Raw genomic sequence first — 25,744 nt, 5'->3', positions numbered from 1 at the left:
GCGACCACCAACATTCCGGGCATGGAAAAGGCCGTCCTCTCATGTGTGAGAGAACGGCCTCCGACCTGCGTAAAGCATGGTCGGGACGACAGGATTTGAACCTGCGACCCCTTGACCCCCAGTCAAGTGCGCTACCAAGCTGCGCCACGTCCCGATGCCCGCTGACCTGGGGTTTTCCCGGGTTGAACGCGCAGGAGAACAATACCGCACTTAGGGAGGTGCTCGCGCGCACCTTTTTCGTCTCTCAGGCGCTTGATCTCAAGTCCGCTTGGGGTTGGAAGATCGATCCATGACTCAGGCAGCCGCGGACATCCGGTTCCGCCACGAAGACCTCGGACCGCTCATGGCGCTCATGACCGGGGCCGAGAAGCACGGTCCCGCCGCCACCTCCACGCTCGACGCGCTGTGGGTGCTCTACGACCGGGTGCTGCGCGTCGGGCCCGGCAGCGCCGAGGATCCCGGGCGGGACCGGTTCCTGCTGTCCAAGGGGCACGGGCCGATGGCCTACTACGCCGTCCTCGCCGCCAAGGGGTTCATCCCCGTCGACTGGCTGCGCGGGTTCGGCGCGTACGACTCCCCCCTCGGGCACCACCCGGACCGCACCCTGATCCCCGGCGTGGAGATCGGCAGCGGCTCGCTGGGCCACGGACTGCCGCTCGGCGTCGGCAGCGCGCTCGGGCTGCGGGCGCAGGGGCTGGCCGAGCCGGCGGTGTGGGTGCTGATCGGCGACGCCGAGCTCGACGAGGGCAGCAATCACGAGGCCCTCGCGTACGCCGGCTCCGCCGGGCTCGACCGGCTGCACACGATCGTGATCGACAACGACTCCGCCACCCACGGCTGGCGGGGCGGCATCGCCTCCCGCTTCGAGGCCGCCGGCTGGTCCGCGGTCACCGTGGACGGCCGGGACCACGCGGCCCTGTACGCCGCCTTCACCGCACCCCACCCCGGCCGGCCGCACGCCGTCGTCGCCCGGGTCGAGAAGAAGCACTGAAGAACCCACACCAGCAGGGGGAGACATGGACACCATGCGCGACCGGTTCATCTCGGTCACATCACACGCACTCGACGAGGACCCCCGACTGGCCCTCGTCCTCGCCGAGATCACCATGGACGGCTTCCGACCCGCCCAGGACCGCCACCCGGACCGGGTGGTCAACGTCGGGATCCGCGAGCAGCTGCTCATCGGCGTGGGCGGCGGGCTCGCGCTCACGGGCCTGCGGCCCGTCGTGCACACCTTCGCCAGCTTCCTCGTGGAGCGGCCCTTCGAGCAGATCAAGCTCGACCTCGGGCACCAGGGCACGGGCGCGGTCCTCGTCAGCGCGAGCGCGAGCTACGACTGGCCGGCCGGCGGCTACACGCACATGGCTCCGGGCGACGTGGCCCTGCTGGACACCCTGGACGGCTGGACCGTCCACGTCCCGGGCCACCCCGACGAGGCCGAGGCGCTGCTGCGCCACGCCTACGCCGCCGGGGACGACAAGGTCTACGTCCGGCTCTCCGCGCAGTCGAACGCGCACGCCCGCCCCGTCACCGGGCTCGGCTTCGAGACCGTGCGGGAGGGACGCGCGGGCGTCGTGGTCGCCGTCGGCCCGCTGCTCGACAACGTCCTCGACGCGACGGAGGGCACGGACGTGACCGTCCTGTACGCACCGACCGTGCGGCCCTGGGACGACCAGGCCCTGCGCGCCGCCGTCGGGCACGCCACGGCCGATGTGGTCCTGGTCGAGCCCTACCTCGCCGGGACCTCCTCGGCGGCCGCCGGCGAAGCGCTCCGCGAGGTCCCCCACCGGGTGCTCGGCCTCGGCGTCGGCCGCGCCGAGCTGCGCCGCTACGGCACCATCGAGCAGCACACCGCCGCCCACGGCCTGGACCCGGCATCGCTGCGCGCACGGATCGCCGGGTTCCTCCGCGCCTGACCCCGGACGACCATCGGCCCCGGACCCCCTGCCCTGTCTCCTATACACATCCCCCACCCCACCAGACAAGCACGAAGCCCGCCTCCCCCTGGCTCGGCGCCGGTGCGACGGGCGCGCCGGCACCGGTCGCACCCGCACCGGTGGCACCGGCGCCGGTCGCCGCGGCCCCCGCCCCCGGCGCCGGGAAGATCAACCTCGACAAGGGTCGGGTCAGCCTCCAGAAGAACCAGACCGTCTCCCTGGTCAAGGGCGGCCGCCCGCTGCTCTCCCAGGTCAAGATGGGCCTCGGCTGGGAGCCGGCGTTCCGCGGCCGCGACATCGACCTCGACGCCTCGGTCATCGCCTACGGCGCGCAGCGCAACCACATCGACAGCTGCTACTTCGGCAAGCTGTCCATCCTGGGCGGCTCCGTCAAGCACTCCGGCGACAACCTCACCGGTGACGGCGCGGGCGACGACGAGGTGATCGTCGTGGACCTCGGCCGCCTCCCCGCCGAAGCGACGGGCCTGGTCTTCACGGTCAACTCCTTCTCCGGCCAGAAGTTCACCGAGGTGGCCAAGGCCTATTGCCGCCTGATCGACGCGGCGACCGGCGAGGAGCTGGTGCGCTTCGACCTGACCCAGGCGGAGCCGCAGACGGGCGTGATGATGGCCAAGCTGATCAAGCAGTTTTCCGGCGAATGGGAGATGACGGCCATGGGCGAGTTTGTGAAGTCGCGCACAGTGCGCGGCATGGTCAAGCCCGCCGCGCAGGCACTCTGAGCAGGTGAGCGGGCACATGGAGCGACGGACGCCCCCCGCGGGTGATCTGTTCCACCCTTAATGCGGAGGTGGCTGTCAGTGCGCGCCCGTAGCCTTGGACGTATGCACCAGACACTCCAGCCCGCGGGTCCCGCGCGCCCGTCCGCCGCCGAGGCGAACGAGGCGATTCGGCAGCTCGTCGAGAGCCGGGTGGACGGCGAGTGGCCCTCCGAGGCGTATGAATTCCTCCTCGAGGAGTGGGCCACGGCCAGCCGCGCCGAAGCTCATTGATCCAGCCGACCCGACAGGCAGACGAACAGACGAACCGATGACATGACAAGAGCCGCCGGAGCCCGAGGGCCCGGCGGCTCTTCTCATTCCTGCCCGTCGCCGCTCAGTGCCCGCGCCGCCACGGCCCGGTGACGGCCAGCATGATGCCCGGGTCCTGGATGTTGGCGAACAGCGTCCGACCGTCCGGGGAGAAGCAGACGCCCGTGAACTCCGAGTACTCCGGCGCCTCGGCGGTCCCCATGTTCATCTCGTTGCGCGCCAGCGGGTACGTGCGCCCCGACTCGGTCGCGCCGAACAGGTGCTGGAGCCCCGAGCCGTCCTCGGCGATGATCAGGCCGCCGTACGGGGAGACCGTGATGTTGTCGGGGCCGTCGTACCCGCCGTCCACCGACGGGTCGGCGTTCACCCCGATCAGGACCGTCAGCCGGACCGTGCGCCGCTTGGGGTCGTAGAACCACACCTGGCCGTCGTGGGCCTTGCCCGGGCTCTCCTCGCGGGCGTAGGAGGAGACGAAGTACGCGCCGCCGTCAGCCCACCACATGCCCTCCAGCTTGCGGCCGCGGGTCACGGCCGCCGCCCCGAACTGCTTGCGCACCGGCACGGTGCGGGCGTCCCGGTCCACGACCGGCACCCAGTCCACCCCGTAGGTGGTCCCGATCTTCGTCGCCCGCGAGAGGTCGTCGACGAACACTCCCGTGCTGTCGAAGCACTTGGCGGCGGCCAGCACGCCGGCGTCGGCGGCGAGCGTACGGAGCTTGCCGCGCCCGTGGTGGAAGCCGCTCGGCGGGGCCCAGCGGTAGAGCAGCCCGTTGGGGCCGGAGGCGTCCTCGGTCAGGTAGGCGTGGCCGCGCTTGGGATCGATGACGACGGCCTCGTGCGCGTACCGGCCGAAGGCCTTGACGGGCTTGGGGTCGCGGTTGGCGCGGCGGTCGTGCGGGTCCACCTCGAAGACGTAGCCGTGGTCCTTGGTCATGCCGTTCTTGCCGGCCAGGTCCTCGTTCTCCTCGCAGGTCAGCCAGGTGTCCCAGGGGGTCGAGCCGCCCGCGCAGTTGGTCGACGTACCGGCGACGCCGACCCATTCGGCGACCTCGCCACCGCGCCGGACCTCGACGACCGTGCAGCCGCCGGACGCCGCCGGGTCGTAGACGAGGCCCTCGGTGAGCGGGACGGGGTGCGTCCAGCCCGAGCGCGGGCCCTTCAGCTCGTGGTTGTTGACGAGGAGGGTGACTCCCCGGTGGCCTTCGAAGGCGGCCGTTCCGTCGTGGTTGGACGGGGTGATCTCGCCGGAGTCGAGCTTCGTGACACCGCTGTGGGTGATCACGCGGTACTTGAATCCGGCCGGGAGGGCCAGGATTCCGGCCGGGTCGGGGACGAGCGGGCCGTAGCCGGGGCCGTGCGGGTGGCCGTGCCCGCCGCGCAGCGTCTCGTCGTCGGCGGCGAGGGCCCCGGGGGCGGTGGCGAGTGCGCCGACCGTCCCCGTGAGGGCGACTCCCGCGCCGGCGAGGACGGTGCGGGCGGTGAAGTCTCTACGGCTGAGCGGCATCGGGTCTCCAGGGGTGGGGAGGTGCTGCGCCTGTCGTGCGGTCGTCGGCGGACACGCTCCCGCCCGCACGTGAACGCCGACTGAACTACCCGGGAAAACGAATCGACCCCTTGCCGGTCCCCCCGATGGCCGACTCCCTTTCGGGAACGGCCGGTTACCGCCGCCTCACACTCCCCGCGACCGCGCCTTGAACGCGGCCTTCCGGGCCTCCTTCGCCGCCTTCTTGTCGGGGTGCAGCCGGCCCATCGCCTCCAGGACGTACGCCGTCGCCGGGTGCTCCACGCGCCACGCCTGGTCGAAGAAGCCGGTGTGGTGGGCGGTCAGCGACTCGATCAGCAGCGGCAGTTCCCGCGCCTCGTCCTCCCCGTCCGCCGCGAGCTGCGCGGCGATCGTGTCGACGGTCAGCCAGAACACCATCGCCCCGTCCGGAGCCGGTACGCCGACCACCCCGCGCTCGGCCAGCCAGACGCGGGCGAGCCCGCCGAGCTCCGGGTCGTCCAGCACCGCGCGGACGGCCTGCTCGGCCTCGGCCGCATCGCCGTCGCCGCTGCCGCCACTGCCGGCTCCGGCTCCGACTCCGCCTCCGACCTGCGCGAGGGCCTGCTGGCAGCGCAGTCGGCGCAGCGGGGCACCCGGGTCGGCGCCACGGGCCGCGGCGAGCAGTTCGGCGACGGCCGCGGCCACCGGGCGGTCGGCGAGCCAGTGCTCGATCTCGGCCTGGGCGGCGCCCTCGGAGTAGTGGGAGACCGCGTCGAGCAGCACCTCGGCGCCCTTGTCGGCCAGGTCTCCGACGGCCGGGGCCTCCACGCCGGCCTCCAGCATGCGCGCCCGGATCCCGTACAGGCCGAGCGGGGTCAGGCGGACCATGCCGTACCGGGCGACGTCCTCATCGTCGGCCACCCCGCCCGCGCCCGCGAGGAACTCCTCGTCGTCGGCCTCCGCCATCAGCTCCTCGTCGACGGGGCGGAACACGACCAGCCCGATCGGCTCCAGCTGCCGGAACTGGTCGTCGAGGCGCATCATCGCGTCCGAGACCTGTTCCAGTACGGCATCGGTCGGATCGCCCATGTCATCGGGCACCACCATCGAGGCGGCGAGGACGGGCAGCGGGACCGGGCCGTCGGCCGTGCCGCCCTCGGCGACGGCGAGCAGGTAGAGGTTGGCGAGGACCCCGTCGAGGAAGTCGGCCTCGCGGCGCGGGTTCCAGTCGAGCTGCTCGAAGTCGATCTCGCCGCCCGCGTCGAGGGCGTCCACGAGGTCGTCCAGGGCGGGCACGGCGGCGTCGGCGAGCACGGTGTCCAGGGCGGCGAGCCACAGGTCGAGCACGTCGCCGGGGGTGCCCGAGGTCAGCAGCGCCAGGTCCTCGCCGGGCTCGGCCGTACCGAACTCCGTGTCGGGGCCGAACTCCGTGTCGGGGCCCGACTCCTCCCCGGGCCCGGCCGCGTCCTCCTCCGGCTCGGTGACGTCGACGAGTCCGGTGTCGACGGCCACGCGCCAGGCCTGGCCCGCGTGGCCGGCGGAGTCCTCGTCGGCGGCGTCGAGGCCGAGCAGGGCGACGGCCTCGGGGAGTTGCGCGGCGACGAGCTCGCCGCCGATGTCGACGCGGGTGTCCGGGCCGGCCCAGCGGGCGAGGCGGACCGCGCGGGCGAACAGCGGGGCGGCGAGGGCTTCGCGGGCCAGCTCCGCGTCGGAGGGCAGCCGTACCGGCGGCAGCGTGGGGTGCGAGTCTGCGGACATGGGGCGGTTCTCCTCGCGGGCACGGGGTGGTTCGGGTCGTTCGGGTGGGGTCGGCCGCCCGGGCGGGGCCGGTCCCACGGCGCACCAGCGTAGACGTACTTGGGGTGCGTCCGGCCTGCGATCGCCTTTGGTTCATCCCACAGTCAGATTCCGTATCCCCTGTAGGGCTTGACAACTTTGCTGGCCACGAAGGAAATTGACGCGCGTAGATATCTGCCCTCTCCTCCACACACCGGAGTTCCTGCCCATGCGCTCCTCGCATCCCCGTTCCGCCGCCGTCGCGGCCCTCGTCGCCACCGCGCTGGCCACCGGCCTCCTCGCGGGCACCGCCGACGCGGCCGAAGGCGCCGCGTCCGCCGATCCGACACGCATCCACGACATCCAGGGCACCACCCGGACCTCCCCGCTCGTCGGCAAGCAGGTCACCGACGTCGAGGGCATCGTCACGGGCGTACGCACCTACGGCTCGCGCGGCTTCTGGATCCAGGACCCGGACGCCGACGACAACGACGCCACCAGCGAAGGCGTGTTCGTCTTCACCAGCTCGGTCCCGACCGTCGCCGTCGGCGACGCCGTCAAGGTCTCCGGCACGGTCGGCGAGTACATACCCGGCGGGGTGACCTCCGGGAACCAGTCGGTCACCCAGATCTCCAAGCCGGTCGTGACCGTGGTCTCCTCCGGCAACGCGCTGCCCGCGGCCACCGCCGTCAACGAGTACTCCGTGCCGTGCGCCTACGCCCCGGCCGGCGACCCGGCCGCCGCCGGCAGCATCAACGCCCTGACCCTGGAGCCCGCGCGCTACGCCCTGGACTACTACGAGTCCCTCGAGGGCATGAGCGTCAAGATCGGCACCTCCCGCGTGGTCGGCGCCACCGACCCGTACGCGGAGCTGTGGGTCACGGTCAAGGGCTGGGAGAACAACGCCAAGCGCGGCGGCACGGTCTACGGTTCGTACGAGTCCCAGAACACCGGCCGCCTGCAGATCCAGCAGCTCGCGCCGCTCGCGCAGCAGCCGTTCCCGGTGGCCAACGTCGGCGACAAGCTCGTGGGCACCACCGAAGGCCCGCTGGACTTCAACCAGTTCGGCGGCTACACCCTGGTGGCCCGGACCCTGGGCACCGTGACGGCGGGCACCCTCGCCCCCGAGAAGACCAAGGCGCAGGCCTCGAACGAGCTCGCGGTGGCGACGTACAACGTCGAGAACCTCGACCCGGGCGACCCGCAGGAGAAGTTCGACAACCTGGCGAAGGCCGTCGTCGAGAACCTCGCCTCCCCCGACGTCCTGGCCCTGGAGGAGATCCAGGACGACAACGGCGCCAAGAACGACGGCACCGTGTCGGCCGAGCAGACCCTGACGAAGTTCACCGCGGCGATCGCGGCCGCGGGCGGCCCCGCGTACCAGTGGCGGACCATCAACCCGGAGGACAAGAAGGACGGCGGCGAGCCCGGCGGCAACATCCGCCAGGTGTTCCTCTTCAACCCGGCGCGGGTCTCCTTCACCGAGCGCGCCCCGGGCGACGCCGTGACGGCGACCGGCGTGGTGAAGGAGAAGGGCAAGCCCGCCCTGACCCACTCCCCCGGCCGGATCGACCCGGCGAACGCGGCGTGGACCGACAGCCGCAAGCCACTGGCCGGCGAGTTCGTCTTCCGCGGCAAGACCGTCTTCGTGATCGCCAACCACTTCGGCTCCAAGGGCGGCGACGAGGGCCTGACCTCCTCGCACCAGCCTCCGGTGCGCTCCTCCGAGGCCAAGCGGCTGCTGCAGGCGCAGGCCGTGAACGGCTTCGTGAAGAGCATCCTGGCCGTGGACAAGAAGGCCGCGGTCCTCGTGGTCGGCGACATCAACGACTTCGAGTTCTCGGGCACGACGAAGGCGCTGGAGGACGGCGGGGCGCTGTACGCGGCGATCAAGTCGCTGCCGAAGGCGGAGCGCTACTCGTACGTCTACCAGGGCAACGCGCAGGTCCTCGACCAGATCCTGACGAGCCCGGGCATCAAGCAGTTCAGCTACGACAGCGTGCACATCAACGCGGAGTTCGCGAACCAGAACAGCGACCACGACCCGCAGATCGTCCGCTTCCGCCCGTAGCGGCGGTGCCGAGGGGGCCGGGCCGCACCGCCGCCCGGCCCCTTTGGCATGATCCGGGCATGATCTTCCGTACCGCGACACGCCAGGACCTGCCCGCCGTACTCGCCCTGCTGACGCAGGACGACCCGCCGGGGGCCGTGGCCCCCGAGGCGGTCGAGGTCACCGCGGCCCACGAGCGGGCCTTCGCGTCGATCGGGGCCGACGCCCGCAACGAGATGCTGGTGCTGGTGGAGGACGGGGCCGTCCTGGGCTGCCTGCAGCTGACGTACATCCCGGGCCTGGGCCAGGGCGGGCGGGAGCGGGCGCTCGTCGAGGCGGTACGGATCCGGGCGGACCGGCGGGGCGGCGGACTCGGCGCCCGCCTGATGGAGCTGGCGGCGGAGCGGGCCCGCGAGCGCGGCTGCGGCCTGATGCAGCTGACCAGCGACAAGCGGCGGGGCGCCGCGCACCGCTTCTACGAGCGACTGGGCTTCACCCGCAGCCACGAGGGCTTCAAGCTCCCGCTGGACCGGGCCGTCTCCTTCGGATCCCGCCGGGCCACATAGGGACCTTGGGCCCTTGCGTGACGCTCAGCACATCCCTACCCATTCGGGCGGTTCTGGTGTTGAGTGTCCCCACGCCCGATCTTGTACCGCACTCTTGGGAGGACCGCGTGTTCCCCTCCGTTTCCCTGGCCCAGGAAATCGGCATCGCCGTCCTGCTCGTGGCCGCCCTCATCTGGTTCATCGGCCTCGGCCACATGCTGTGGGACAGCCGCTTCCACCACCCGGAGCCGGGCGCCTTCGAGGGCCTCTCGGTGATCCCGGCCCAGCGCGGCTCGGCCTCCCACCCGCTGGAATCGGTGGAGCTCACCGAGGCGGAGCAGCAGGCCTTCGCCGGCCTGGTCCGCACGATCCCCCTGCACTGACCCCACGGTCCCGCCCGCGAACGCCCTCCCCCGCTCGGGGCGGGAGGGCGCTCGCGCGGCCGGTTCGGTGAGCGTCAGTTGTGGCTGTGGAGGACCTCGTTCAGGCCGCCCCAGGCAGCCTTGTACGGGCGGGCCTCGACGGCGCCGGAGACCGAGTTGCGGCGGAACAGGATGTTGTTGGCGCCCGAGAGCTCCAAGGCCTTGACGATCTGGCCGTCCGGGAGGGTGACGCGGGTGCCCGCGGTCACGTACAGGCCGGCCTCGACGACGCACTCGTCGCCCAGCGCGATGCCCACGCCCGCCTCGGCGCCGATCAGGGTGCGCTCGCCGATCGAGATGATCTGCTTGCCGCCGCCCGACAGGGTGCCCATCGTGGACGCGCCGCCGCCGATGTCGGAGCCGTCGCCGACGACGACGCCCGCCGAGATGCGGCCCTCGACCATGGAGGTGCCCAGCGTGCCGGCGTTGAAGTTGACGAAGCCCTCGTGCATCACGGTGGTGCCCTCGGCGAGGTGCGCGCCCAGGCGGACCCGGTCCGCGTCGGCGATGCGCACGCCCTTGGGGGCGACGTAGTCCGTCATCCGGGGGAACTTGTCGATCGAGGTGACCTGGAGGTGCAGGCCCTCGGCGCGCGCGTTCAGCCGTACGGTCTCCACCTGGTCGATGGCGACCGGGCCGAGCGAGGTCCAGGCGACGTTGGCCAGGAGGCCGAAGACGCCGTCCAGGTTCTGGCCGTGCGGCTTGACCAGGCGGTGGCTGAGCAGGTGCAGGCGCAGGTACGCGTCGTGCGCGTCCAGCGGCTTGTCCTCCAGGGAGGCGATCACGGTGCGGACGGCTACGACCTCGACGCCGCGGACGGCGTCCTGGCGGATCGCCTTGGGCGCGGTGGCGCCCAGCAGCTCCACGGCCTGCTCGGCGGTGAGGCGCTCGGTGCCGGCCGGGCCGGGCTCGGCGACGAGCTGGGGAGCGGGGAACCAGGTGTCGAGGACGGTGCCGTCGGCGGTGATGGTGGCAAGTCCGGCGGCGACGGCGCCGGTGGTACGCGTAGCAGTCATGCCCGAAACCTAACCGGCGACGGCCCGCGGTCGCGAACCGGTCTCATGTGCCGGGCGCGGGTCGCGTCGCCCGTCGTGTCGCGACGCGTCCCGGGCCGGCCGCGCCGACATCCACAGCACGGCCGCGCCCGCGCCCGCCGCCAGCACCGCGCAGACCGGCCACAGCAGTCCGGGCGCCGCCGCGTACAGCGCTCCGCCGAGCGGTGCGCCGAGTGCGACTCCGCTGACCGAGACCCCCGCGTACAGGCTCTGGAACCGCCCGATGGCGTGTGCCGGGGCCTGGTCGGCGACGTAGGCGGTGGCGGTGGTCTTGTAAAGGATCTCGCCGAGGCTCAGCAGCACCATCATCAGCACGGCCGCCCTGATCCCGCTCCCGAGCAGCAGCGCGCCGTATCCGGCTCCGACGAGCAGCAGGCCTGCGCCGACGACGCGCAGCGGCGGGCGGGAGCGCAGGGCAACGGCGGCGGGGAGTTCCAGGACGAGGATGACGGCCCCGTTGAGGGCGATGACCAGCCCGTAGACGCCGGTGTCGAGGCCGTGGTCGGCGAGGAAGACCGGGAAGGTCGAGTACTGCTGGCGTTGAAGTGCTCTCCCGGCTGGAGCCGGGAGATTCCTGCTTACCTCGCGGCAGCGGGCTTGACGCGCTTCGCGCGCCTGACGACTGCCCTCCCGGCAGCCGGGATGAGCGCGAGGCCCATCCGGTACAGGTGCAAGACGTTGCGGGCCGCGTTGTGGTCGGCGGTGCCCGACCACCCGCAGTCCGGGTTCTTGCACACGAACACGGCCTGGGACTCCCGACTGCCCGGCGTGGTGAAGCCGCATGCCGAGCAGCGTTGGGAGGTACCGGGGGCGGGGACCTTGCGCAGGGTGCCGCCGTGCCGAGCGGTCTTGTACGTCAGCATGGCGACCGTCCGGCCCCACGCCTCTCCGCTTATCGAGCGGTTCAGCCCGGATTTCTGGGCGACGTTCCTTCCCGGCTCTTCGATGGTTCCCTTGGCGGACTTGACCATGTTCGCAATGGCGAGTGCTTCGACCACGACGGTGCCGTAGGTGCGGGCGATGGTGGTGGTCGTCAGGTGCTGCCAGTCGAGTGCCCGGCGCTTGGCTTTCGCGCGGAGTCCTGCGATCTGGTCGTAGGTGCGGTGCAGCCGGCGGCTGGCGTGCTCGCCGGGCTTGCGGTGCTACTTACGCTGCGAGGCGCGCTGCTCCAGGCGCAGGAGCGTGGCCTTCTCTCGATCGGTCAGCCACTCGCCGTGCTCGTACGTCTCACCGTCAGAGAGAGCCATGGGCACGGTGACGCCCACGTCGATGCCGACCTCCGGCCCCCGGTGAGGCTCAGGCTCGACCTCCAGGGCTTGGACGCGGAAGGCGATGTGCCAGCCGAGCGCGTCCTTGACCAGCCGCGCCCCGGTGATCCGGTTCTCCGCGTTGGCACGCTTGCCCACCGGCAGGTCTTTGGTCCACCGGAAACGCACCCGGCCGATCTTCGGCAGGTTGGCCATGCCCCAGCGGCGATGCACTCGGGTGATGTTCAGGTCGCGGCCCTGTGGGATGTCCACGGACATCACCGTGCGGAACCGGCCCTTGAAGTTCGGGGCGTCGGCGCAGCCGTCCCAGCAGTTCTTCCACGCCTGAAAGTACGTCTTAAGCACCGCTTGCGCGGCCTGCGCGGGGAGGACGGCGAGGAAGTCGATGTCCTCGCGGGCCTGGCGGATCGCGGCGTCCGCGTTCGCCAGGGTCCGTTTTTCCTTCGGCATCATCTGCCACCAGGCGTGCAGCAGGTTCCACATGGTGCGGGCCGCGTGCGCCTGGCTATCACTCTTCAACACCTCGGCGCGCGATAGCGCGAGCCGGGCGCGGTGCCCGAACTACCGCTTGACCAGGGTGTCTTGACTCATGATCAGGAACCTAGCAGTGGTTTATGTCACCTCGCTGGAACCCTCATCGCGATGAACGCACCGGACGCCATGTTGTCCACAACCTGCACGTTCACTTGGTTTTCGTCACCGAGTACCGGCGGAATGCGTTCACCGACGCCACGCCGACCCGCACCGAAGAGAGCACGCGGGAGGTCTGCGCCGACTTCAAGGCCGAGCTGAAACAGTGTTGCGGCTGCCGACGTTCCGGGCGGGCGGCATCAGCCGGCTGAAGCGGCTGACGCTGGTCGTGGACCGCGACCGCACGGTCCGCGAGGCCCTCTACCCGATCCGGGACATCGAGGCGAGCGTGGCATCCGCCCTCACGGCGGTCCGCGGAGCGTAGGCCCCGGCCGGCCCCGGCCCGGCCGCACGGCCCGCCCGTCAGGGGCGCAGGACGCGGCCCAGGACCTCGCGCGCGTACGGCTCGTCGTATTCCGCGCCCGTCAGCAGGACCTGCAGGCTGATCCCGTCCATCACCGCCACCACCGCGCGCGCCGTCGTCGGGTCCACCCGGCCCGACAGGGACAGCGCCGCGGCCATCGACTCGCACCACTCGGCCGCCACGGAGCGCAGGGCCGGGCGGCGCAGGGCGGCCAGGTAGAGCTCGTACTCCAGCTCCGCCCGCGCCCGGTCGGCCGAGAGCAGCTCCCCCAGCAGCCCGGCCAGCGCCTGCGCGAGGTCCACCCCGGGGGGCAGTGTCGGCGTGAACGCCTCGTTCGCCTGCCGCAGCGCCGCCACGAGGAGGTCGTCCAGGGTCGCGAAGTGGTACGTCGTGGAACCGAGCGGGACGTCCGCCTCCGCGGCCGCGCTGCGGTGGCTCAGTCCCGCGATGCCCTTCGCGCCCACCACCCGGATCGCCGCGTCGATGATGCGCTGCCTGCGCCCGGGGTCGTACCGGCGGGCCATCAGTGCGCCGCCCCTCCGAGGTTCAGCAGGACGACCCCGGCGATCACCAGCACGATGCCGCCTATCTTCGCGGCGGTCGCGGCCTCCCCCATGAAGATCATGCCGATCGCGGCGATCGCCGCCGTGCCGACGCCGGCCCAGATCGCGTACGCCGTGCCGACCGACATCGACTTCAGCGTCTGCGCGAGCAGCGTGAAGGCCACGACGTACCCGACGAGGGTGATCAGCGAGGGCCACAGCTTGGTGAAGCCGTCGCTGAACTTCATGGCGGTGGTCCCGGCGACCTCGGCGGCGATGGCCGCGGCAAGCAGTACATAGGGCATGCGTACAACAGTACAGATCGTTGCGGACACCTGTACACATCCGTGAGGGCCTGGCGACCGAGCTCACCAGGCCCTCCGAGGGACTCCCCGACGCTCCGAGGAGCTCCGAGGAGCTCAGTTCAGCGTGAACCAGGCCGCGCGCGCCTTCTTCCACTCCGGGTGCGCGAGGTCCTTGGCTTCCGTGCCGTCCCCGTAGAGGTCGGCGGAGCCGCTGTCGGTGATCAGCTGGACGCGGGCGCCGGGCACCCGCAGGTCGGGAACGGCCACGATGGCTTCCCAGCCGCCCGGGTCGGTGGTGGGCAGGTCCGCCCGCTTGACCGGGGCGTGGCCCGCGATCCCGTCCCACTGGTAGAGCGCGTAGGGGTCGGAGTTGTCGTCCGCCGCCCACGAGCCGGCCAGGATCAGGTACTGGTCGGCCGCGTTCTTGCGGATGTCGCGGACGGCCAGGCCGCCGAGGTTCATCTCGATCGGCTCGCCGAAGACCGGCTTGGCCGCACCGGAGAGCACCTTGTCGATGTTGGTGACGGGCACGACGAGCGCCTTGCCGCCGGGCACCGCGGGAGCCAGCGGGGCCCGGAAGCCCAAGTAGGCGGTGCTGGTGGAGCCGGGCGCGAACTCCAGGCCCTCCACGTTGAAGCCGTCGATGCTCTTGGGGATCCGGCCCGCCGCCGTGCCGGCCGCGAAGCCGTAGCGGTTTCCGTTCGCCGTGTCCCAGGCGATCAGGTCCTCGCGCAGGGCCTTGTACGCCGAGCCGAAGACGATCTCGGTGGCGGCGCCCGTCCCCACGAGCCTGGTCGTGAAGACGGTGTTGCGCTCGGCCTTGTACTTGCCGTCCTTGTTGTTGCCGAGCGAGCCCGTCCAGTACACAGTGTCGCCGACCCGGGCGGCCGCCTCGATGTCGGCTTCCTTCTTGGCGCCGAGCGCGGCGCCGAGGTCCCAGCTCTTCACCGGGGCGCCCGAGCGGGCACGGTCGTACAGGCGCAGCACGTTGCTCTCGTCGTCGGCCACCAGCGCGTAGCCGCCGCCCACGTCCACGGCGGCCGAGGCGTCGGAGGAGCCGGTGAGGTAGCGGGTGGCGAAGGCCCCGGAGCCCACGCGCGCCGAGGCGGCGTAGGAGAGGGTGGCCGTGGCCGTCTTCCCGCCGCGGCCGGTCACCTTGAGCGTCAGGTCCGTGTAGCCCTGGCCGCGCGGGTGGACGGTCAGCTCACGGCCGGTGCGCGTCCGCTCGATCCGCACGTCGCCGGGCCGGGCGACGGCCGGGTTGCTGGAGGAGACGACGGTGACCCTGAGGAAGGCGGCGGACGTCCCGTCCTGCGCGATGTCCAGGGTCACGCCGGGGTCCGCGAAGGCGCCGACGGCCCCGGACAGGTGGCCGGCGGAGAGCGCGATGGTCGGATCGGCGGCGGCGTCCTGGGCGGCGTACGCGGGCGCGGTCAGCCCGGCGACGAGCAGGGCGGCGGCCCCGGCGGCTCCCACGGCACCCAGGCGGCGTGCCGGTGAAAGGCGAACGGTCACAGAAGGTCCTCTCGAGTGCGCCGTCGCGTTGTGACGGCCGTCGAGAAGATTCGGCCACCGTGGCCAACTCCCGGTGCACGCCGCCCGTCGGAGGGGAAAACAGAGGACCCCCGGCACACCCGTGCCGGGGGTCCTGTGTTCACTCGCCCGCTGACCGCGGTCCATCTCGGATCATCCGAAGATCGCCGGGGTCAGCTCGGATCAGCTGGTGATCAGCTGGTGATCAGACGTTGAAGCCGAGGGCGCGCAGCTGCTCGCGGCCGTCGTCGGTGATCTTGTCCGGGCCCCACGGGGGCATCCAGACCCAGTTGATGCGCAGTTCGCTGACGATGCCGTCCGTCGCCGACTTCGCCTGGTCCTCGATGACGTCCGTCAGCGGGCAGGCCGCGGACGTGAGCGTCATGTCGAGGGTGGCGATGTTCGCGTCGTCGACGTGGATGCCGTAGATCAGGCCCAGGTTGACGACGTCGATGCCCAGCTCGGGGTCGACCACGTCGTAGAGGGCCTCGCGGACCTCTTCCTCGGTGGCCGGCTTGATCGACGCCTCGGGCGTCGCGTTCTCGGTCATGCCGTCTTCCTCTCGGCGTCGCCCAGTGCCTGGGCGGTCGCGTCCTTCCACGCCATCCAGCTCAGCAGAGCACACTTCACCCGGGCCGGATATTTGGAGACGCCGGCGAACGCGACCGCGTCCTCCAGCACCTCCTCCATGGCCTCGTCGGGCTCCATCTTGCCCTTGGACTGCATCAGTTCCAGGAAGACTTCCTGGATCTTCCGCGCCTCGCCCAGCTCCTTGCCGACGAGCAGTTCGTTCAGTATCGACGCGCCGGCCTGGCTGATGGAGCAGCCCTGGCCCTCGTACGAGATGTCCGTGAGGGTCTCGCCGTCGTACTTCACGCGCAGGGTGATCTCGTCACCGCACGTCGGGTTGACGTGGTGCACCTCGGCGTCGCCGTCGCGCAGGCCACGCCCGCGCGGGTGCTTGTAGTGGTCCAGGATCAGTTCCTGGTACATCGATTCCAGCTTCACTGCGCCCTCGTCGCCTTCGTCGCTTCGTCTTATCCGAAGAAGTTCCGTACGTGCTCCAGCCCGTCGATCAGCGCGTCGACCTCGGCCGGAGAGGAGTACAGGTAGAAAGACGCTCGCGTCGTCGCCGGAATTCCGTACCGGAGGCAGACCGGGCGGGCGCAGTGGTGTCCCACGCGGACCGCGATGCCCTGCTCGTCCAGTACCTGGCCGACGTCGTGCGGGTGGATGTCGCCGAGCACGAAGGAGATCGCGGCGCCGCGGTCCTCGGCCGTGGTGGGGCCGATGATCCGCAGGTCCGGGACCTCCGAGAGACGCTTGATCGCGTACTCGGTGATCGCGTGCTCGTGCGCGGCGATCTTGTCCATGCCGATCGCGGTCAGGTAGTCCACGGCCGCGCCGAGGCCGATGGCCTGGGCGATCGGGGGCGTGCCGGCCTCGAACTTGTGCGGCGCCGGGGCGTACGTCGAGGAGTGCATCGAGACGGTTTCGATCATCTCGCCGCCGCCCAGGAAGGGCGGCAGGTCCTCGAGCAGCTCCTGGCGGCCCCACAGGACGCCGATGCCGGTCGGGCCGCACATCTTGTGGCCGGTGAAGGCCACGAAGTCGGCGCCGAGTGCCTGGACGTCGAGCGGCATGTGCGGAGCGGCCTGCGAGGCGTCGATCAGCACCAGCGCGCCGACCTCCTGCGCCCGCCGGACGATCGCGTCGGTCGGGTTGACCGTGCCCATGATGTTGGAGACCAGCGTGAAGGAGACGATCTTCGTCTTCTCCGTGATGACCTCTTCGATGTTGGACAGGTCCAGGCGGCCGTCATCGGTCAGGCCGAACCACTTCAGCTTCGCACCGGTGCGCTGCGCGAGCAGCTGCCACGGGACGATGTTGGAGTGGTGCTCCATCTCCGTGATGGCGATCTCGGTCTCGCGGTCGACCCGGTAGGGCTCGTCCGCCCAGCCGAGCATGTTCGCGACCAGGTTGAGCGACTCCGAGGCGTTCTTGGTGAAGATCACCTCGTTGCGGCTCGGTGCGTTGATGAAGGCGGCGACCTTGTCGCGGGCACCCTCGTACAGCGCCGTGGCCTCCTCGGCCAGCACGTGCACGCCACGGTGGACGTTGGCGTTGTGCTGCTCGTAGTACTCGTTCAGCGCGTCGAGCACCTGGCGCGGCTTCTGCGAGGTCGCCGCGTTGTCCAGGTAAACGATCTTCTTCCCGTCGTGGACCACACGATCCAGCAGGGGGAAGTCCTTGCGGATCGCCTCGATGTCGAGGAGGCCAGGCAGCTGTGTCACGCGGTCGCGCCACCCTTCGTGCTGTAGGACTCGTAGCCCTCGGCCTCCAGCTTGTCGGCGAGCTCGGCGCCGCCGGACTCGACGATGCGGCCCTCGGAGAAGACGTGGACGAAGTCGGGCTTGATGTAGCGGAGGATCCGCGTGTAGTGCGTGATCAGCAGGGTGCCGGTGTCGCCGGTGTCGCGGACGCGGTTGACGCCCTCGGAGACCTGGCGCAGGGCGTCGACGTCGAGGCCGGAGTCGGTCTCGTCGAGGATCGCGATCTTCGGCTTCAGGAGCTCCAGCTGCAGGATCTCGTGGCGCTTCTTCTCACCGCCGGAGAAGCCCTCGTTGACGTTGCGCTCGGCGAAGGCCGGGTCCATCTGGAGCTGCTCCATCGCGGACTTGACCTCCTTCACCCAGGTACGCAGCTTCGGCGCCTCGCCGCGGATGGCGGTGGCCGAGGTGCGCAGGAAGTTGGAGACCGAGACGCCGGGGATCTCGACCGGGTACTGCATCGCGAGGAACATGCCGGCGCGGGCGCGCTCGTCGACGGACATCTCCAGGACGTCTTCGCCGTCGAGGGTCACGGTGCCGCTGGTGATGGTGTACTTCGGGTGACCGGCGAGGGCGTAGGCGAGGGTGGACTTGCCGGAGCCGTTCGGACCCATGATGGCGTGCGTCTCACCCTGCTTGATGGTGAGCTCGACGCCCTTGAGGATCTCGCGGGCGCCGTTCTCGGCCTCGACGGAGACGTGCAGGTCGTGGATTTCAAGCGTTGCCATGGATACCTCAGGACTCCTGGGTGAGGGAGGCGCGTACGTCAACGAGGACGCTGCCCCCTTCGATCTTTACGGGGTATACGGGGACGGGGCGCGTCGCGGGCAGACCGGACGGCTTGCCGGTGCGCAGGTCGAAGGACGACCCGTGCAGCCAGCACTCGATCATGCAGTCTTCCACCTCGCCCTCCGAGAGCGAGACGTTCGCGTGCGAGCAGATGTCGTTGATCGCGAACACCTCCCCCCCGGTGGAGACGAGGGACACCGGCGTGCCGTCGAGTTCCACCCGCTTGGGGGTGTTCTCCTCCAGCTCGCTCAGCGCGCAGGCCTTGACGTAGGCCATCAGACGGACGCCTGCAGCTCGGTTTCGATCTTCGCGAGCAGGCGCTCCTCGATGTCGGGGACACCGATCTGCTGGACGAGCTCGCCGAAGAAGCCGCGGACGACCAGCCGGCGGGCCGTGTCGGCCGGGATGCCGCGGGACTGGAGGTAGAAGAGCTGCTCATCGTCGAAGCGGCCGGTCGCCGAGGCGTGGCCGGCGCCGACGATCTCGCCGGTCTCGATCTCCAGGTTCGGCACCGAGTCGACCCGCGCGCCGTCCGTGAGGACGAGGTTGCGGTTCATCTCGTAGGTGTCGGTGCCCTCGGCGGTCTTCTCGATGAGCACGTCACCGATCCAGACGGCGTGGGCGTCCTGGCCCTGCAGCGCGCCCTTGTAGACCACGTGCGACTTGCAGTGCGGGGCCTTGTGGTCGACCAGGAGGCGGTGCTCCTGGTGCTGGCCGGCGTCCGTGAAGTACAGGCCGAAGAGCTCGGCCTCGCCGCCGGGGCCCGCGTAGTTCACGCGCGGGTGGAGGCGTACGAGGTCGCCGCCGAAGGTGACGATGATCGACTTGAAGGTCGCGTCGCGGCCGATCAGGGCGTTGTGCTGGGAGACGTGGACGGCGGTGTCGTCCCAGTCCTGCACGGACACCACGGTGAGCTTGGCGCCGTCGCCGACGAGGAAGTCGACGTTGGCGGCGCGCACGCCGTCACCGGTGTGGTCGATGACGATGACAGCCTCGGCGAAGGCCTGGACGTCGAAGACGGTGTGGCCGAAGGTCGTGCCGCCCTCGCCGTGCAGCGAGACGCGCACGGGCTCGGTCAGCACGGTCTCCTTGGGCACGGTGACGACCGTGGCCTTGGCGAAGGACGAGAACGCCTGGGCGGCGATCCGGTCCACCGGGGTGCCCGCCTTGCCGATGCGCGCGTCGCCGCGCTCCACCGACTCGACCGTGACGCCCTCGGGCGCGTCGATCTGGGCCTTCATCGTGCCGTTGGCGACCGCGGTGCCGTCGTGCAGGCCCTTGAGCCGGGCGAGCGGCGTGAAGCGCCACTCCTCCTCGCGGCCGTTGGGCACGGGGAAGTCCGCCACGTCGAAGGACGGGGGGGCACTCATCCGGGTGGCGACGGTGGACTCGGCGGCCACCGCGATCGCGCCGGCGGTGGTCGAACCCGCCGGAATGTTCTGAGCCTCAGCCATGGCTGTCGTGTTGCTCTCTTCCTTAAAGAATCTGCTGCGGGACGTCGGGCGGGCCGGGACTATCCGACCGAGCCCTCCATCTGCAGCTCGATCAGCCGGTTCAGCTCCAGCGCGTACTCCATCGGCAGCTCGCGGGCGATCGGCTCGACGAAGCCGCGCACGATCATCGCCATGGCCTCGAACTCCGTCAGACCGCGGCTCATCAGGTAGAAGAGCTGGTCGTCGGAGACCTTGGAGACGGTCGCCTCGTGGCCCATGGACACGTCGTCCTCGCGGACGTCCACGTAGGGGTAGGTGTCCGAGCGGGAGATGGTGTCGACCAGGAGCGCGTCGCACAGCACGTTGGACTTGGAGCCGTGGGCGCCTTCGCCGATCTCGACCAGGCCGCGGTACGAGGTGCGGCCGCCGCCTCGCGCCACCGACTTGGAGACGATGTTGGAGGAGGTGTTCGGCGCCATGTGGACCATCTTGGAGCCGGCGTCCTGGTGCTGGCCCTCGCCCGCGAAGGCGATGGAGAGGGTCTCGCCCTTGGCGTGCTCGCCCATCAGGTAGACGGCCGGGTACTTCATGGTGACCTTGGAACCGATGTTGCCGTCGATCCACTCCATGGTCGCGCCCTCGTACGCCACGGCGCGCTTGGTGACCAGGTTGTAGACGTTGTTCGACCAGTTCTGGATCGTCGTGTAGCGGCAGCGGCCGCCCTTCTTCACGATGATCTCGACCACGGCGCTGTGCAGCGAGTCCGAGGAGTAGATCGGGGCGGTGCAGCCCTCGACGTAGTGGACGTAGGCGTCCTCGTCGACGATGATCAGCGTCCGCTCGAACTGGCCCATGTTCTCCGTGTTGATACGGAAGTAGGCCTGGAGCGGGATGTCGACCTTGACGCCCTTGGGGACGTAGATGAACGAGCCGCCCGACCACACGGCGGTGTTCAGCGAGGCGAACTTGTTGTCGCCGACCGGGATGACCGTGCCGAAGTACTCCTGGAAGAGCTCCGGGTGCGTCTTCAGCGCGGTGTCCGTGTCGAGGAAGATGACGCCCTGCTCCTCCAGGTCCTCACGGATCTGGTGGTAGACGACCTCGGACTCGTACTGGGCCGCGACACCGGCGACGAGGCGCTGCTTCTCTGCCTCCGGGATGCCGAGCCTGTCGTACGTGTTCTTGATGTCCTCCGGCAGGTCCTCCCAAGAAGCGGCCTGCTTCTCGGTGGAACGCACGAAGTACTTGATGTTGTCGAAGTCGATGCCGCTGAGGTCGGAACCCCAGTTGGGCATGGGCTTCTTGCCGAACAGCTTGAGGCCCTTGAGGCGGAGGTTCAGCATCCACTCCGGCTCGGACTTCTTCGCCGAGATGTCGCGGACGACCTCTTCGGACAGACCCCGCTTGGCCGTGGCACCGGCCGCGTCGGAGTCGGCCCAGCCGTATTCGTAGGTGCCCAGGCCATCGAGCTCAGGGTGAGCAATCTCCGTGGTCATGCGGGGTTCCTCCCGGCCGTTCTTGCAGATACTGATGTGTCGGTCTGTGCGGCGCCTGCGGCACCGACGCCGCTTCCGCTGCGCGGAATGAACGTCGTGCACACCCCGTCGCCGTGGGCGATCGTGGCGAGACGCTGCACGTGCGTCCCGAGCAGGCGGGAGAAGATCTCGGTCTCCGCCTCGCAGAGCTGCGGGAACTGCTCGGCAACGTGTGCGACCGGGCAGTGGTGCTGGCAGAGCTGTTCACCGCTGTGCGGACCGGGAGCGCTCTTCGCCGTAGCAGCGTACCCGTCTCCGGTCAACGCCTTGGCAAGGGCCTCGGCCCGGCTTTCGGGGGCGGCCGCCTCCACGGCCTCCCGGTAAGTCTCCGCCTGCGCCGCCAGTCTCGCCTTCGCGAAGGCGGCGACCGCCGCTTCTCCCTGCACACCGCCGCCGGCGGCCTGCGCGATCCAGCGCATGGCGTCCGCGGCGAGCGTGTCGTAGGACTGGTCGAAGGCGTCCCGTCCGCAGTCGGTCAGCGCGAAGACCTTGGCGGGCCGGCCCCGGGTGCGAGCGCCGTACACGCGCTGCTCTCGGGGTGCGACCACGTCGTCGGCGACGAGCGTGTCGAGGTGGCGGCGAACGGCGGCCTGGGTGAGGCCGAGACGCAGTGCGAGGTCGGCGACGGTGGAAGGACCGTGGTCCAGGATCGACCGCGCGACCCGGTTGCGGGTTGACCGCTCGCCGGTCGCGAGTTCGCCCTGGGGGGCCTCGCTCATCCGTTCGCCGTATTTCACAACGCCATTGTTGCGTAATTAGTCGCGACCCGACAAGCCGTGATGGAGACCACCTCTGGTGGCCTCCATCACTAAGGGTTACCTTATTTATGCACGGCGCCCTAAAGGGCGGCTTAAAGGGAAGCGGTCTCCCCACCCTCGCGCACGGCCCCGCCGGTGAACCAGTAAACGGCTCCCACCAGCAGTCCTCCGCCCACGATGTTCCCCGGAACGGTGAACATCAGATTCCGGAAAAGATCACCGAAGCCCGCTGAGCCATCCAGGATCGCGAGGCTGAAAAGGGCCATGTTCGCCACGCAGTGTTCAAATCCGACGGCCACGAACACGGCCACGGGCAGCCACAGCACGAAAATCTTGGCCGCGTCGCCGCGCGCACGGGTGAACATCCAGATGGCCAGGCAGACGAGCATGTTGCAGAGCACCGCGCGCCAGAACAGCTGGCCCCCGCCGAGCTCCATCTTCGCGTGCACCATCTCGGTGAGCATGGCCCGCGCGGAGGGCGAGGAGGTCACCCCGGAGGCGTGCACCATGGCCCCGAAGGCGAAGGCCCCGGCCAGGTTGCCGCAGAGCGAGAGCGCCCAGGACAGCGCCAGGTCCTTGGCGCCGGTCCGCCCGGACAGGGCGCCGACCAGCATGACCATCACGTTGCTGGTGAAGAGCTGGGCGCCGGCGAACATCACGATCGTCAGCGCGATCGGGAAGACCGCGCCCTCCAGCAGCTTCACGGCCGCCGAGCCCTTGGCCACGAACGGGGAGATCGCCACGAGGAGCAGCACCTCGCCGATCCCGATGTAGGCGCCCGCGAGCATCGCCGACACGAAGTAGCGGGGCGGATGACCGAGGTCATGGGCCTTGTGCTCGGCCTGCCCCGAGGTGGCTTCGACGTTCTGAGCGATGCTGTTCACCATTCGACGTTAGGGCCGCGGACCCTGCCCGGGGACTCCGAAAAGGTCATGAAAGCGCAGGTCCACGACCCCTCCGGGGCGGGACCTACGGCCCCGCCCCGGGGACTTCCCGCGGCTCCGTAGACTCAGGCCCCATGAGCAACGACCCCGCCGTGGAAATCCGCGGACTGGTGAAGCGGTACGGCCCCAAAGCAGCGGTGGACGGCCTGGACCTCACCGTCCGGAGGGCCTCGGTCACCGCAGTCCTCGGTCCCAACGGCGCGGGCAAGACGACCACTGTGGAAACCTGCGAGGGATACCGCCGCCCCGACGCCGGATCCGTCCGCGTCCTCGGCCTCGACCCCGTCACCCAGGGTGACGCCCTGCGCTCCCGCATCGGCGTGATGCTCCAGTCCGGCGGGGTCTACTCCGGCGCCCGCGCCGTGGAGATGCTGCGCCACATGGCCAAGCTCTACGCCGACCCGCTCGACGTCGCCACCCTGGTGGAGCGGCTCGGCCTGGGCGGCTGCGGCCGCACCCCCTACCGCCGGCTCTCCGGCGGCCAGCAGCAGCGCCTGGCCCTCGCCATGGCCGTCGTGGGCCGCCCCGAGCTGGTCTTCCTGGACGAGCCGACCGCCGGCCTCGACCCGCAGGCCCGCCGCGCGACCTGGGAGCTCGTACGGGAGCTGCGCGCCGACGGGGTCTGCGTCGTCCTCACCACCCACCACATGGACGAGGCCGAACAGCTCGCGGACGAGGTCGCCATCGTCGACGCCGGCAAGGTCATCGCGCACGGCACCCCCGACCAGCTGTGCCGCGGCGGCGCCGAGAACACCCTGCGCTTCACCGGCCGCCCCGCCCTCGACCTCGCCTCGCTGCTCAAGGCCCTGCCCGACGGCACCCAGGCCGCGGAGCTCGTCCCCGGCGTCTACCGGGTCGTCGGCGACGTCGACCCGCAGCTGCTGGCCACCGTCGCCTCCTGGTGCGCGCAGCACGGCGTGATGCCGGACAGCCTCGCGGTGGAGCGGCACACCCTCGAAGACGTCTTCCTCGAACTGACCGGTAAGGAGCTGCGCGCATGAGCGCCGGTACGTTCACCCCCCGTCCGGGGGCCGCGCCCGTGTCCCGCATGATCCTCGCGCAGACCGCGCTGGAGACGCGGATGCTCCTGCGCAACGGCGAGCAGCTGCTGCTGACCGTGATCATCCCCGCGCTGCTGCTGGTGCTGTTCTCCGCGGTCGACATCGTCGACCTGCCCCTTCGGGAGGGGGGCGCCGAGAAGTCCGTGGACTACCTCGCCCCCGGCATCCTGGCGCTGGCCGTGATGTCCACCGCCTTCACCGGCCAGGCCATCGCCACCGGCTTCGACCGCCGGTACGGGGTCCTCAAGCGGCTCGGGGCCTCGCCGCTGCCGCGCTGGGCGCTGATGGCGGCCAAGACCCTGTCGGTGCTGGTCACCGAGGTGCTCCAGATCGCGCTGCTGACGGCGATCGCCTTCGCGCTGGGCTGGTCCCCGCACGGCGACCCGTTCTCGGTGGCCGCGCTGATCCTGCTCGGCACCGCCGCGTTCTCCGGGCTCGGCCTGCTGATGGCGGGCACGCTCCGAGCCGAGGCGACGCTGGCCGCCGCCAATCTGGTCTTCCTGCTGCTGCTGGTCGGCGGCGGGGTCATCGTGCCCCTGGAGAAGTTCCCGGCCGGGGCGCAGACCGTGCTCGGGCTGCTGCCGATCTCGGCGCTCTCCGACGGACTGCGCGAGGTGCTCCAGCACGGGGCCGCGCTGCCCTGGGGCGACGCGGCCGTCCTCGCGGTCTGGGCCGTACTCGGTCTGGGCGCCGCCGGACGCCTCTTCCGCTGGGAGTGAATCCCTTCCCCTGAGCGTTCCCCCGGCAGGAGGATGGGCGCGTCCACACGACAGCGCACCACAGACGCCGGGGGGCGGCATGGCGCAGCGGGAGGCCGTTCTGCGGCTGGACGAACAGTGGGCGCGGATCCGGTCGGGGGCGGCGCACGCGGAGCCCGCGGAGGCCGACGCCCTGCTGGCCGAGCTGATCGGCGCGCTGCGCGAGCCGGCCCGCGGCGACGCCGAGTGCACGGCCCGGCTGGGCCTGCGGCTGAGCGACCTCGCGGCCCGCCGCTTCGGCGCGGGCGACCGGGCCGGGGCACTGGCCGCCATCGAGGAGGGGCTGCGGTTCTCGCAGCAGGCCGCCGGACACGCCCCCGAGTACGCGCGCTGGTACGCCCGGGGCCTGATCAACCAGGGGGTCTGGCTGTCCTGGCCGCTCAGCGACGGGGACCGGCTGCCCAGGCACCCCCTCGGCCCCGGCGCCGAGAGCGGTCCCAGCGCCATGGAGCGGGCGGCGGGCGAGCGCGCCCGGGACCTGACGCGCGGAGCCGTGGAGGTCTGGGCGGCCCTGGACCAGGAGGATCCGGTCAACCAGCGGGGCCTCGCCCAGGCGAAGGTCTTCCTCGGCGACCGGCTCGCGGAGCTGGGCCTGGCCGAGGAGTCCGTGGGATGGGCGGTCGACGCGGAGGGCGCCTTCCGGCGGCTGCTGCTCGCCGCTCCGGGCTCCGAGGAGTCGCAGGAGGCCGAGGAGGCCCTGGACCACATCGGCCGCCAGCTCGAACTGCGCCTGCGCTTCCTCGCCTTCGGTTCCCTGGCGGGCCTGCGCGCCCGCGGGCTGCTGCCCGAACGGCTGCTGCCCCAGGCCGTGGTGGCCGCCCGGATCCAGGGCGTGGCCGAGGAGGAGATCGCCGGCCGGCTGCGGCTGGAGGCCGACCAGGTCCGCACGATGCTGGAGGTGACCCCCTGGCTCGCGGTGTGGCGGATCGAGGTGCGCGGCTCCGACGGACTGTGGAACGTACAGTCACATCCCTGGCGCAGCGGTGCGGAAGTGCGAAACAGGACAGCCGAGGACGTAGCGTCCGAATTGGTACGGAGCTTCGCGGCGTCTCCCGACTACCCGGGCGACGGCGCGCATTGGCGGATCCGCGTCTGGTGGCATGCGGAAGGCGACCCCGCCGGGGCCCGGTTCCGGCTGGTCATCGGCCCGGACGCTCCTGCCGCCACCCCCTCGTGA

The 25,744-nt window shown here is 70.9% G+C and carries 25 protein-coding genes, 1 tRNA gene and 4 pseudogenes; 12 read left to right on the top strand and 18 right to left on the bottom strand.

Going from position 1 to position 25,744, the window contains the following annotated elements; all coding sequences use genetic code 11:
* Nucleotides 1-77 precede the first annotated feature (77 nt).
* Nucleotides 78-154: transfer RNA gene (locus DRB89_RS19475), tRNA-Pro, on the bottom strand.
* Nucleotides 155-289: 135 nt separating this feature from the next.
* Here DRB89_RS19475 and DRB89_RS19470 point away from each other — a divergent pair.
* From DRB89_RS19470 to DRB89_RS43745, 4 genes and pseudogenes are all read left to right on the top strand, one after another.
* Complete coding sequence (locus DRB89_RS19470; RefSeq protein WP_112448702.1) at nt 290-991, top strand: transketolase; 702 nt, start codon at nt 290-292, stop codon at nt 989-991.
* Between the two features lie 25 nt (nt 992-1,016).
* A complete protein-coding gene (locus DRB89_RS19465; RefSeq protein WP_112448703.1) occupies nt 1,017-1,916 on the top strand; it encodes a transketolase C-terminal domain-containing protein in 900 nt (299 codons plus the stop codon).
* 116 nt (nt 1,917-2,032) lie between these two features.
* Nucleotides 2,033-2,677 (top strand): annotated as a pseudogene (locus DRB89_RS19460) (TerD family protein); the annotation flags it as partial.
* A 102-nt stretch (nt 2,678-2,779) separates the two neighbouring features.
* Nucleotides 2,780-2,947: a hypothetical protein gene (locus DRB89_RS43745; RefSeq protein WP_204357765.1), complete on the top strand. Its 168-nt coding sequence runs from the start codon at nt 2,780-2,782 to the stop codon at nt 2,945-2,947.
* 103 nt (nt 2,948-3,050) lie between these two features.
* Here the strand turns inward: DRB89_RS43745 and DRB89_RS19455 are convergent, their stop codons facing one another.
* Together DRB89_RS19455 and DRB89_RS19450 are read right to left on the bottom strand one after the other, a co-directional pair.
* Complete coding sequence (locus DRB89_RS19455; protein ID WP_112449500.1) at nt 3,051-4,490, bottom strand: alkaline phosphatase PhoX; 1,440 nt, start codon at nt 4,488-4,490, stop codon at nt 3,051-3,053.
* 165 nt (nt 4,491-4,655) lie between these two features.
* Complete coding sequence (locus DRB89_RS19450) at nt 4,656-6,227, bottom strand: hypothetical protein (protein WP_112449501.1); 1,572 nt, start codon at nt 6,225-6,227, stop codon at nt 4,656-4,658.
* Between the two features lie 247 nt (nt 6,228-6,474).
* On the opposite strand from DRB89_RS19450, the gene DRB89_RS19445 reads away from it, so the two are divergent.
* From DRB89_RS19445 to DRB89_RS19435, 3 genes are all read left to right on the top strand, one after another.
* On the top strand, nt 6,475-8,316 hold the full coding sequence (locus DRB89_RS19445; protein ID WP_112449502.1) for an endonuclease/exonuclease/phosphatase family protein: 1,842 nt from the start codon (nt 6,475-6,477) through the stop codon (nt 8,314-8,316).
* A 59-nt stretch (nt 8,317-8,375) separates the two neighbouring features.
* Nucleotides 8,376-8,861 (top strand): GNAT family N-acetyltransferase, encoded by a 486-nt coding sequence (locus tag DRB89_RS19440; RefSeq protein ID WP_112449503.1) that lies wholly within the window; start codon nt 8,376-8,378, stop codon nt 8,859-8,861.
* 107 nt (nt 8,862-8,968) lie between these two features.
* Entirely contained in the window at nt 8,969-9,223 is a 255-nt protein-coding gene (locus DRB89_RS19435) for a hypothetical protein (RefSeq protein WP_112449504.1), read from the top strand.
* Nucleotides 9,224-9,297: 74 nt separating this feature from the next.
* Here DRB89_RS19435 and dapD read toward each other — a convergent pair whose 3' ends face one another.
* The 3 genes and pseudogenes from dapD to DRB89_RS19420 all read right to left on the bottom strand — a co-directional run bounded on the left by dapD (nt 9,298) and on the right by DRB89_RS19420 (nt 12,035).
* On the bottom strand, nt 9,298-10,278 hold the full coding sequence (gene dapD / locus DRB89_RS19430; protein WP_112449505.1) for a 2,3,4,5-tetrahydropyridine-2,6-dicarboxylate N-succinyltransferase: 981 nt from the start codon (nt 10,276-10,278) through the stop codon (nt 9,298-9,300).
* Between the two features lie 9 nt (nt 10,279-10,287).
* Nucleotides 10,288-10,863 (bottom strand): annotated as a pseudogene (locus DRB89_RS19425) (MFS transporter); the annotation flags it as partial.
* Between the two features lie 32 nt (nt 10,864-10,895).
* Nucleotides 10,896-12,035 (bottom strand): annotated as a pseudogene (locus DRB89_RS19420) (transposase).
* A 164-nt stretch (nt 12,036-12,199) separates the two neighbouring features.
* Between DRB89_RS19420 and DRB89_RS19415 the strand changes: the two are divergent.
* Both DRB89_RS19415 and DRB89_RS19410 read left to right on the top strand, forming a co-directional pair.
* Nucleotides 12,200-12,427: a transposase gene (locus tag DRB89_RS19415; RefSeq protein ID WP_239516228.1), complete on the top strand. Its 228-nt coding sequence runs from the start codon at nt 12,200-12,202 to the stop codon at nt 12,425-12,427.
* A pseudogene (locus tag DRB89_RS19410) lies at nt 12,385-12,540 on the top strand (HxlR family transcriptional regulator); the annotation flags it as partial. The gene DRB89_RS19415 and the pseudogene DRB89_RS19410, both read left to right, overlap by 43 nt.
* Before the next feature lie 38 nt (nt 12,541-12,578).
* Here the strand turns inward: DRB89_RS19410 and DRB89_RS19405 are convergent.
* From DRB89_RS19405 to DRB89_RS19350, 12 genes are all read right to left on the bottom strand, one after another.
* A complete protein-coding gene (locus DRB89_RS19405; RefSeq protein WP_112449506.1) occupies nt 12,579-13,103 on the bottom strand; it encodes a TetR family transcriptional regulator in 525 nt (174 codons plus the stop codon).
* Entirely contained in the window at nt 13,103-13,426 is a 324-nt protein-coding gene (locus DRB89_RS19400; RefSeq protein WP_112449507.1) for a multidrug efflux SMR transporter, read from the bottom strand. Before DRB89_RS19400 ends, DRB89_RS19405 begins: the two co-directional genes overlap by 1 nt.
* A 114-nt stretch (nt 13,427-13,540) precedes the next feature.
* The gene (locus DRB89_RS19395) at nt 13,541-14,878 is read right to left on the bottom strand and encodes a DUF3616 domain-containing protein (RefSeq protein ID WP_239516816.1); all 1,338 of its coding nucleotides are present in this window, start codon (nt 14,876-14,878) and stop codon (nt 13,541-13,543) included.
* Between the two features lie 286 nt (nt 14,879-15,164).
* Nucleotides 15,165-15,509 carry a metal-sulfur cluster assembly factor gene (locus DRB89_RS19390; protein WP_073913993.1) on the bottom strand — a complete coding sequence of 115 codons (345 nt, stop codon included), beginning with the start codon at nt 15,507-15,509 and terminating at the stop codon, nt 15,165-15,167.
* On the bottom strand, nt 15,506-15,967 hold the full coding sequence (sufU, locus tag DRB89_RS19385; protein ID WP_112449508.1) for a Fe-S cluster assembly sulfur transfer protein SufU: 462 nt from the start codon (nt 15,965-15,967) through the stop codon (nt 15,506-15,508). Before sufU ends, DRB89_RS19390 begins: the two co-directional genes overlap by 4 nt.
* Nucleotides 15,968-15,996: 29 nt before the next feature.
* Nucleotides 15,997-17,253 carry a cysteine desulfurase gene (locus tag DRB89_RS19380; protein WP_112449509.1) on the bottom strand — a complete coding sequence of 419 codons (1,257 nt, stop codon included), beginning with the start codon at nt 17,251-17,253 and terminating at the stop codon, nt 15,997-15,999.
* The gene (gene sufC, locus DRB89_RS19375) at nt 17,250-18,017 is read right to left on the bottom strand and encodes a Fe-S cluster assembly ATPase SufC (RefSeq protein WP_112449510.1); all 768 of its coding nucleotides are present in this window, start codon (nt 18,015-18,017) and stop codon (nt 17,250-17,252) included. Before sufC ends, DRB89_RS19380 begins: the two co-directional genes overlap by 4 nt.
* A gap of 7 nt (nt 18,018-18,024) precedes the next feature.
* Nucleotides 18,025-18,354, bottom strand: coding sequence for a bifunctional 3-phenylpropionate/cinnamic acid dioxygenase ferredoxin subunit (locus DRB89_RS19370; RefSeq protein ID WP_112449511.1), 330 nt, complete (start codon nt 18,352-18,354; stop codon nt 18,025-18,027).
* On the bottom strand, nt 18,354-19,532 hold the full coding sequence (sufD, locus tag DRB89_RS19365) for a Fe-S cluster assembly protein SufD (protein ID WP_112449512.1): 1,179 nt from the start codon (nt 19,530-19,532) through the stop codon (nt 18,354-18,356). Before sufD ends, DRB89_RS19370 begins: the two co-directional genes overlap by 1 nt.
* Nucleotides 19,533-19,591: 59 nt before the next feature.
* A complete protein-coding gene (gene sufB / locus DRB89_RS19360; RefSeq protein WP_112449513.1) occupies nt 19,592-21,007 on the bottom strand; it encodes a Fe-S cluster assembly protein SufB in 1,416 nt (471 codons plus the stop codon).
* The gene (locus DRB89_RS19355; RefSeq protein ID WP_112449514.1) at nt 21,004-21,765 is read right to left on the bottom strand and encodes an ArsR family transcriptional regulator; all 762 of its coding nucleotides are present in this window, start codon (nt 21,763-21,765) and stop codon (nt 21,004-21,006) included. The genes sufB and DRB89_RS19355 overlap by 4 nt, the downstream gene beginning before the upstream one ends.
* Nucleotides 21,766-21,896: 131 nt before the next feature.
* On the bottom strand, nt 21,897-22,688 hold the full coding sequence (locus DRB89_RS19350; protein ID WP_162688649.1) for a formate/nitrite transporter family protein: 792 nt from the start codon (nt 22,686-22,688) through the stop codon (nt 21,897-21,899).
* A gap of 134 nt (nt 22,689-22,822) precedes the next feature.
* Here DRB89_RS19350 and DRB89_RS19345 point away from each other — a divergent pair, with 134 nt between their 5' ends.
* From DRB89_RS19345 to DRB89_RS19335, 3 genes are all read left to right on the top strand, one after another.
* Nucleotides 22,823-23,749 carry an ABC transporter ATP-binding protein gene (locus tag DRB89_RS19345; RefSeq protein ID WP_112449516.1) on the top strand — a complete coding sequence of 309 codons (927 nt, stop codon included), beginning with the start codon at nt 22,823-22,825 and terminating at the stop codon, nt 23,747-23,749.
* Nucleotides 23,746-24,528, top strand: coding sequence for an ABC transporter permease (locus DRB89_RS19340; RefSeq protein ID WP_112449517.1), 783 nt, complete (start codon nt 23,746-23,748; stop codon nt 24,526-24,528). The genes DRB89_RS19345 and DRB89_RS19340 overlap by 4 nt, the downstream gene beginning before the upstream one ends.
* A gap of 79 nt (nt 24,529-24,607) precedes the next feature.
* On the top strand, nt 24,608-25,744 hold the full coding sequence (locus DRB89_RS19335) for a hypothetical protein (protein ID WP_112449518.1): 1,137 nt from the start codon (nt 24,608-24,610) through the stop codon (nt 25,742-25,744).

The sequence above is a fragment of the Streptomyces sp. ICC4 genome, assembly GCF_003287915.1.
In the GTDB taxonomy this organism is placed as follows: Bacteria; Actinomycetota; Actinomycetes; order Streptomycetales; family Streptomycetaceae; genus Streptomyces; species Streptomyces tritrimontium.
The sequence above is the reverse complement of the archived record's forward strand: the minus strand, read 5'-3'. Positions and strand labels throughout refer to the sequence as shown.

Excerpts from the sequence above, each read along its gene's own strand:
- DRB89_RS43745 (WP_204357765.1), top strand. The coding sequence starts at position 2,780 with ATGCACCAGACACTCCAGCCCGCGGGTCCCGCGCGCCCGTCCGCCGCC.
- sufD (WP_112449512.1), bottom strand. The coding sequence starts at position 19,532 with ATGGCTGAGGCTCAGAACATTCCGGCGGGTTCGACCACCGCCGGCGCG.
- DRB89_RS19470 (WP_112448702.1), top strand. The coding sequence starts at position 290 with ATGACTCAGGCAGCCGCGGACATCCGGTTCCGCCACGAAGACCTCGGA.
- DRB89_RS19450 (WP_112449501.1), bottom strand. The coding sequence starts at position 6,227 with ATGTCCGCAGACTCGCACCCCACGCTGCCGCCGGTACGGCTGCCCTCC.
- DRB89_RS19345 (WP_112449516.1), top strand. The coding sequence starts at position 22,823 with ATGAGCAACGACCCCGCCGTGGAAATCCGCGGACTGGTGAAGCGGTAC.
- DRB89_RS19390 (WP_073913993.1), bottom strand. The coding sequence starts at position 15,509 with ATGACCGAGAACGCGACGCCCGAGGCGTCGATCAAGCCGGCCACCGAG.
- DRB89_RS19405 (WP_112449506.1), bottom strand. The coding sequence starts at position 13,103 with ATGGCCCGCCGGTACGACCCCGGGCGCAGGCAGCGCATCATCGACGCG.
- DRB89_RS19400 (WP_112449507.1), bottom strand. The coding sequence starts at position 13,426 with ATGCCCTATGTACTGCTTGCCGCGGCCATCGCCGCCGAGGTCGCCGGG.
- DRB89_RS19440 (WP_112449503.1), top strand. The coding sequence starts at position 8,376 with ATGATCTTCCGTACCGCGACACGCCAGGACCTGCCCGCCGTACTCGCC.
- DRB89_RS19335 (WP_112449518.1), top strand. The coding sequence starts at position 24,608 with ATGGCGCAGCGGGAGGCCGTTCTGCGGCTGGACGAACAGTGGGCGCGG.
- DRB89_RS19465 (WP_112448703.1), top strand. The coding sequence starts at position 1,017 with ATGGACACCATGCGCGACCGGTTCATCTCGGTCACATCACACGCACTC.
- DRB89_RS19455 (WP_112449500.1), bottom strand. The coding sequence starts at position 4,490 with ATGCCGCTCAGCCGTAGAGACTTCACCGCCCGCACCGTCCTCGCCGGC.
- dapD (WP_112449505.1), bottom strand. The coding sequence starts at position 10,278 with ATGACTGCTACGCGTACCACCGGCGCCGTCGCCGCCGGACTTGCCACC.
- sufB (WP_112449513.1), bottom strand. The coding sequence starts at position 21,007 with ATGACCACGGAGATTGCTCACCCTGAGCTCGATGGCCTGGGCACCTAC.
- DRB89_RS19415 (WP_239516228.1), top strand. The coding sequence starts at position 12,200 with ATGTCACCTCGCTGGAACCCTCATCGCGATGAACGCACCGGACGCCAT.
- DRB89_RS19340 (WP_112449517.1), top strand. The coding sequence starts at position 23,746 with ATGAGCGCCGGTACGTTCACCCCCCGTCCGGGGGCCGCGCCCGTGTCC.
- sufC (WP_112449510.1), bottom strand. The coding sequence starts at position 18,017 with ATGGCAACGCTTGAAATCCACGACCTGCACGTCTCCGTCGAGGCCGAG.
- DRB89_RS19370 (WP_112449511.1), bottom strand. The coding sequence starts at position 18,354 with ATGGCCTACGTCAAGGCCTGCGCGCTGAGCGAGCTGGAGGAGAACACC.
- DRB89_RS19355 (WP_112449514.1), bottom strand. The coding sequence starts at position 21,765 with ATGAGCGAGGCCCCCCAGGGCGAACTCGCGACCGGCGAGCGGTCAACC.
- DRB89_RS19445 (WP_112449502.1), top strand. The coding sequence starts at position 6,475 with ATGCGCTCCTCGCATCCCCGTTCCGCCGCCGTCGCGGCCCTCGTCGCC.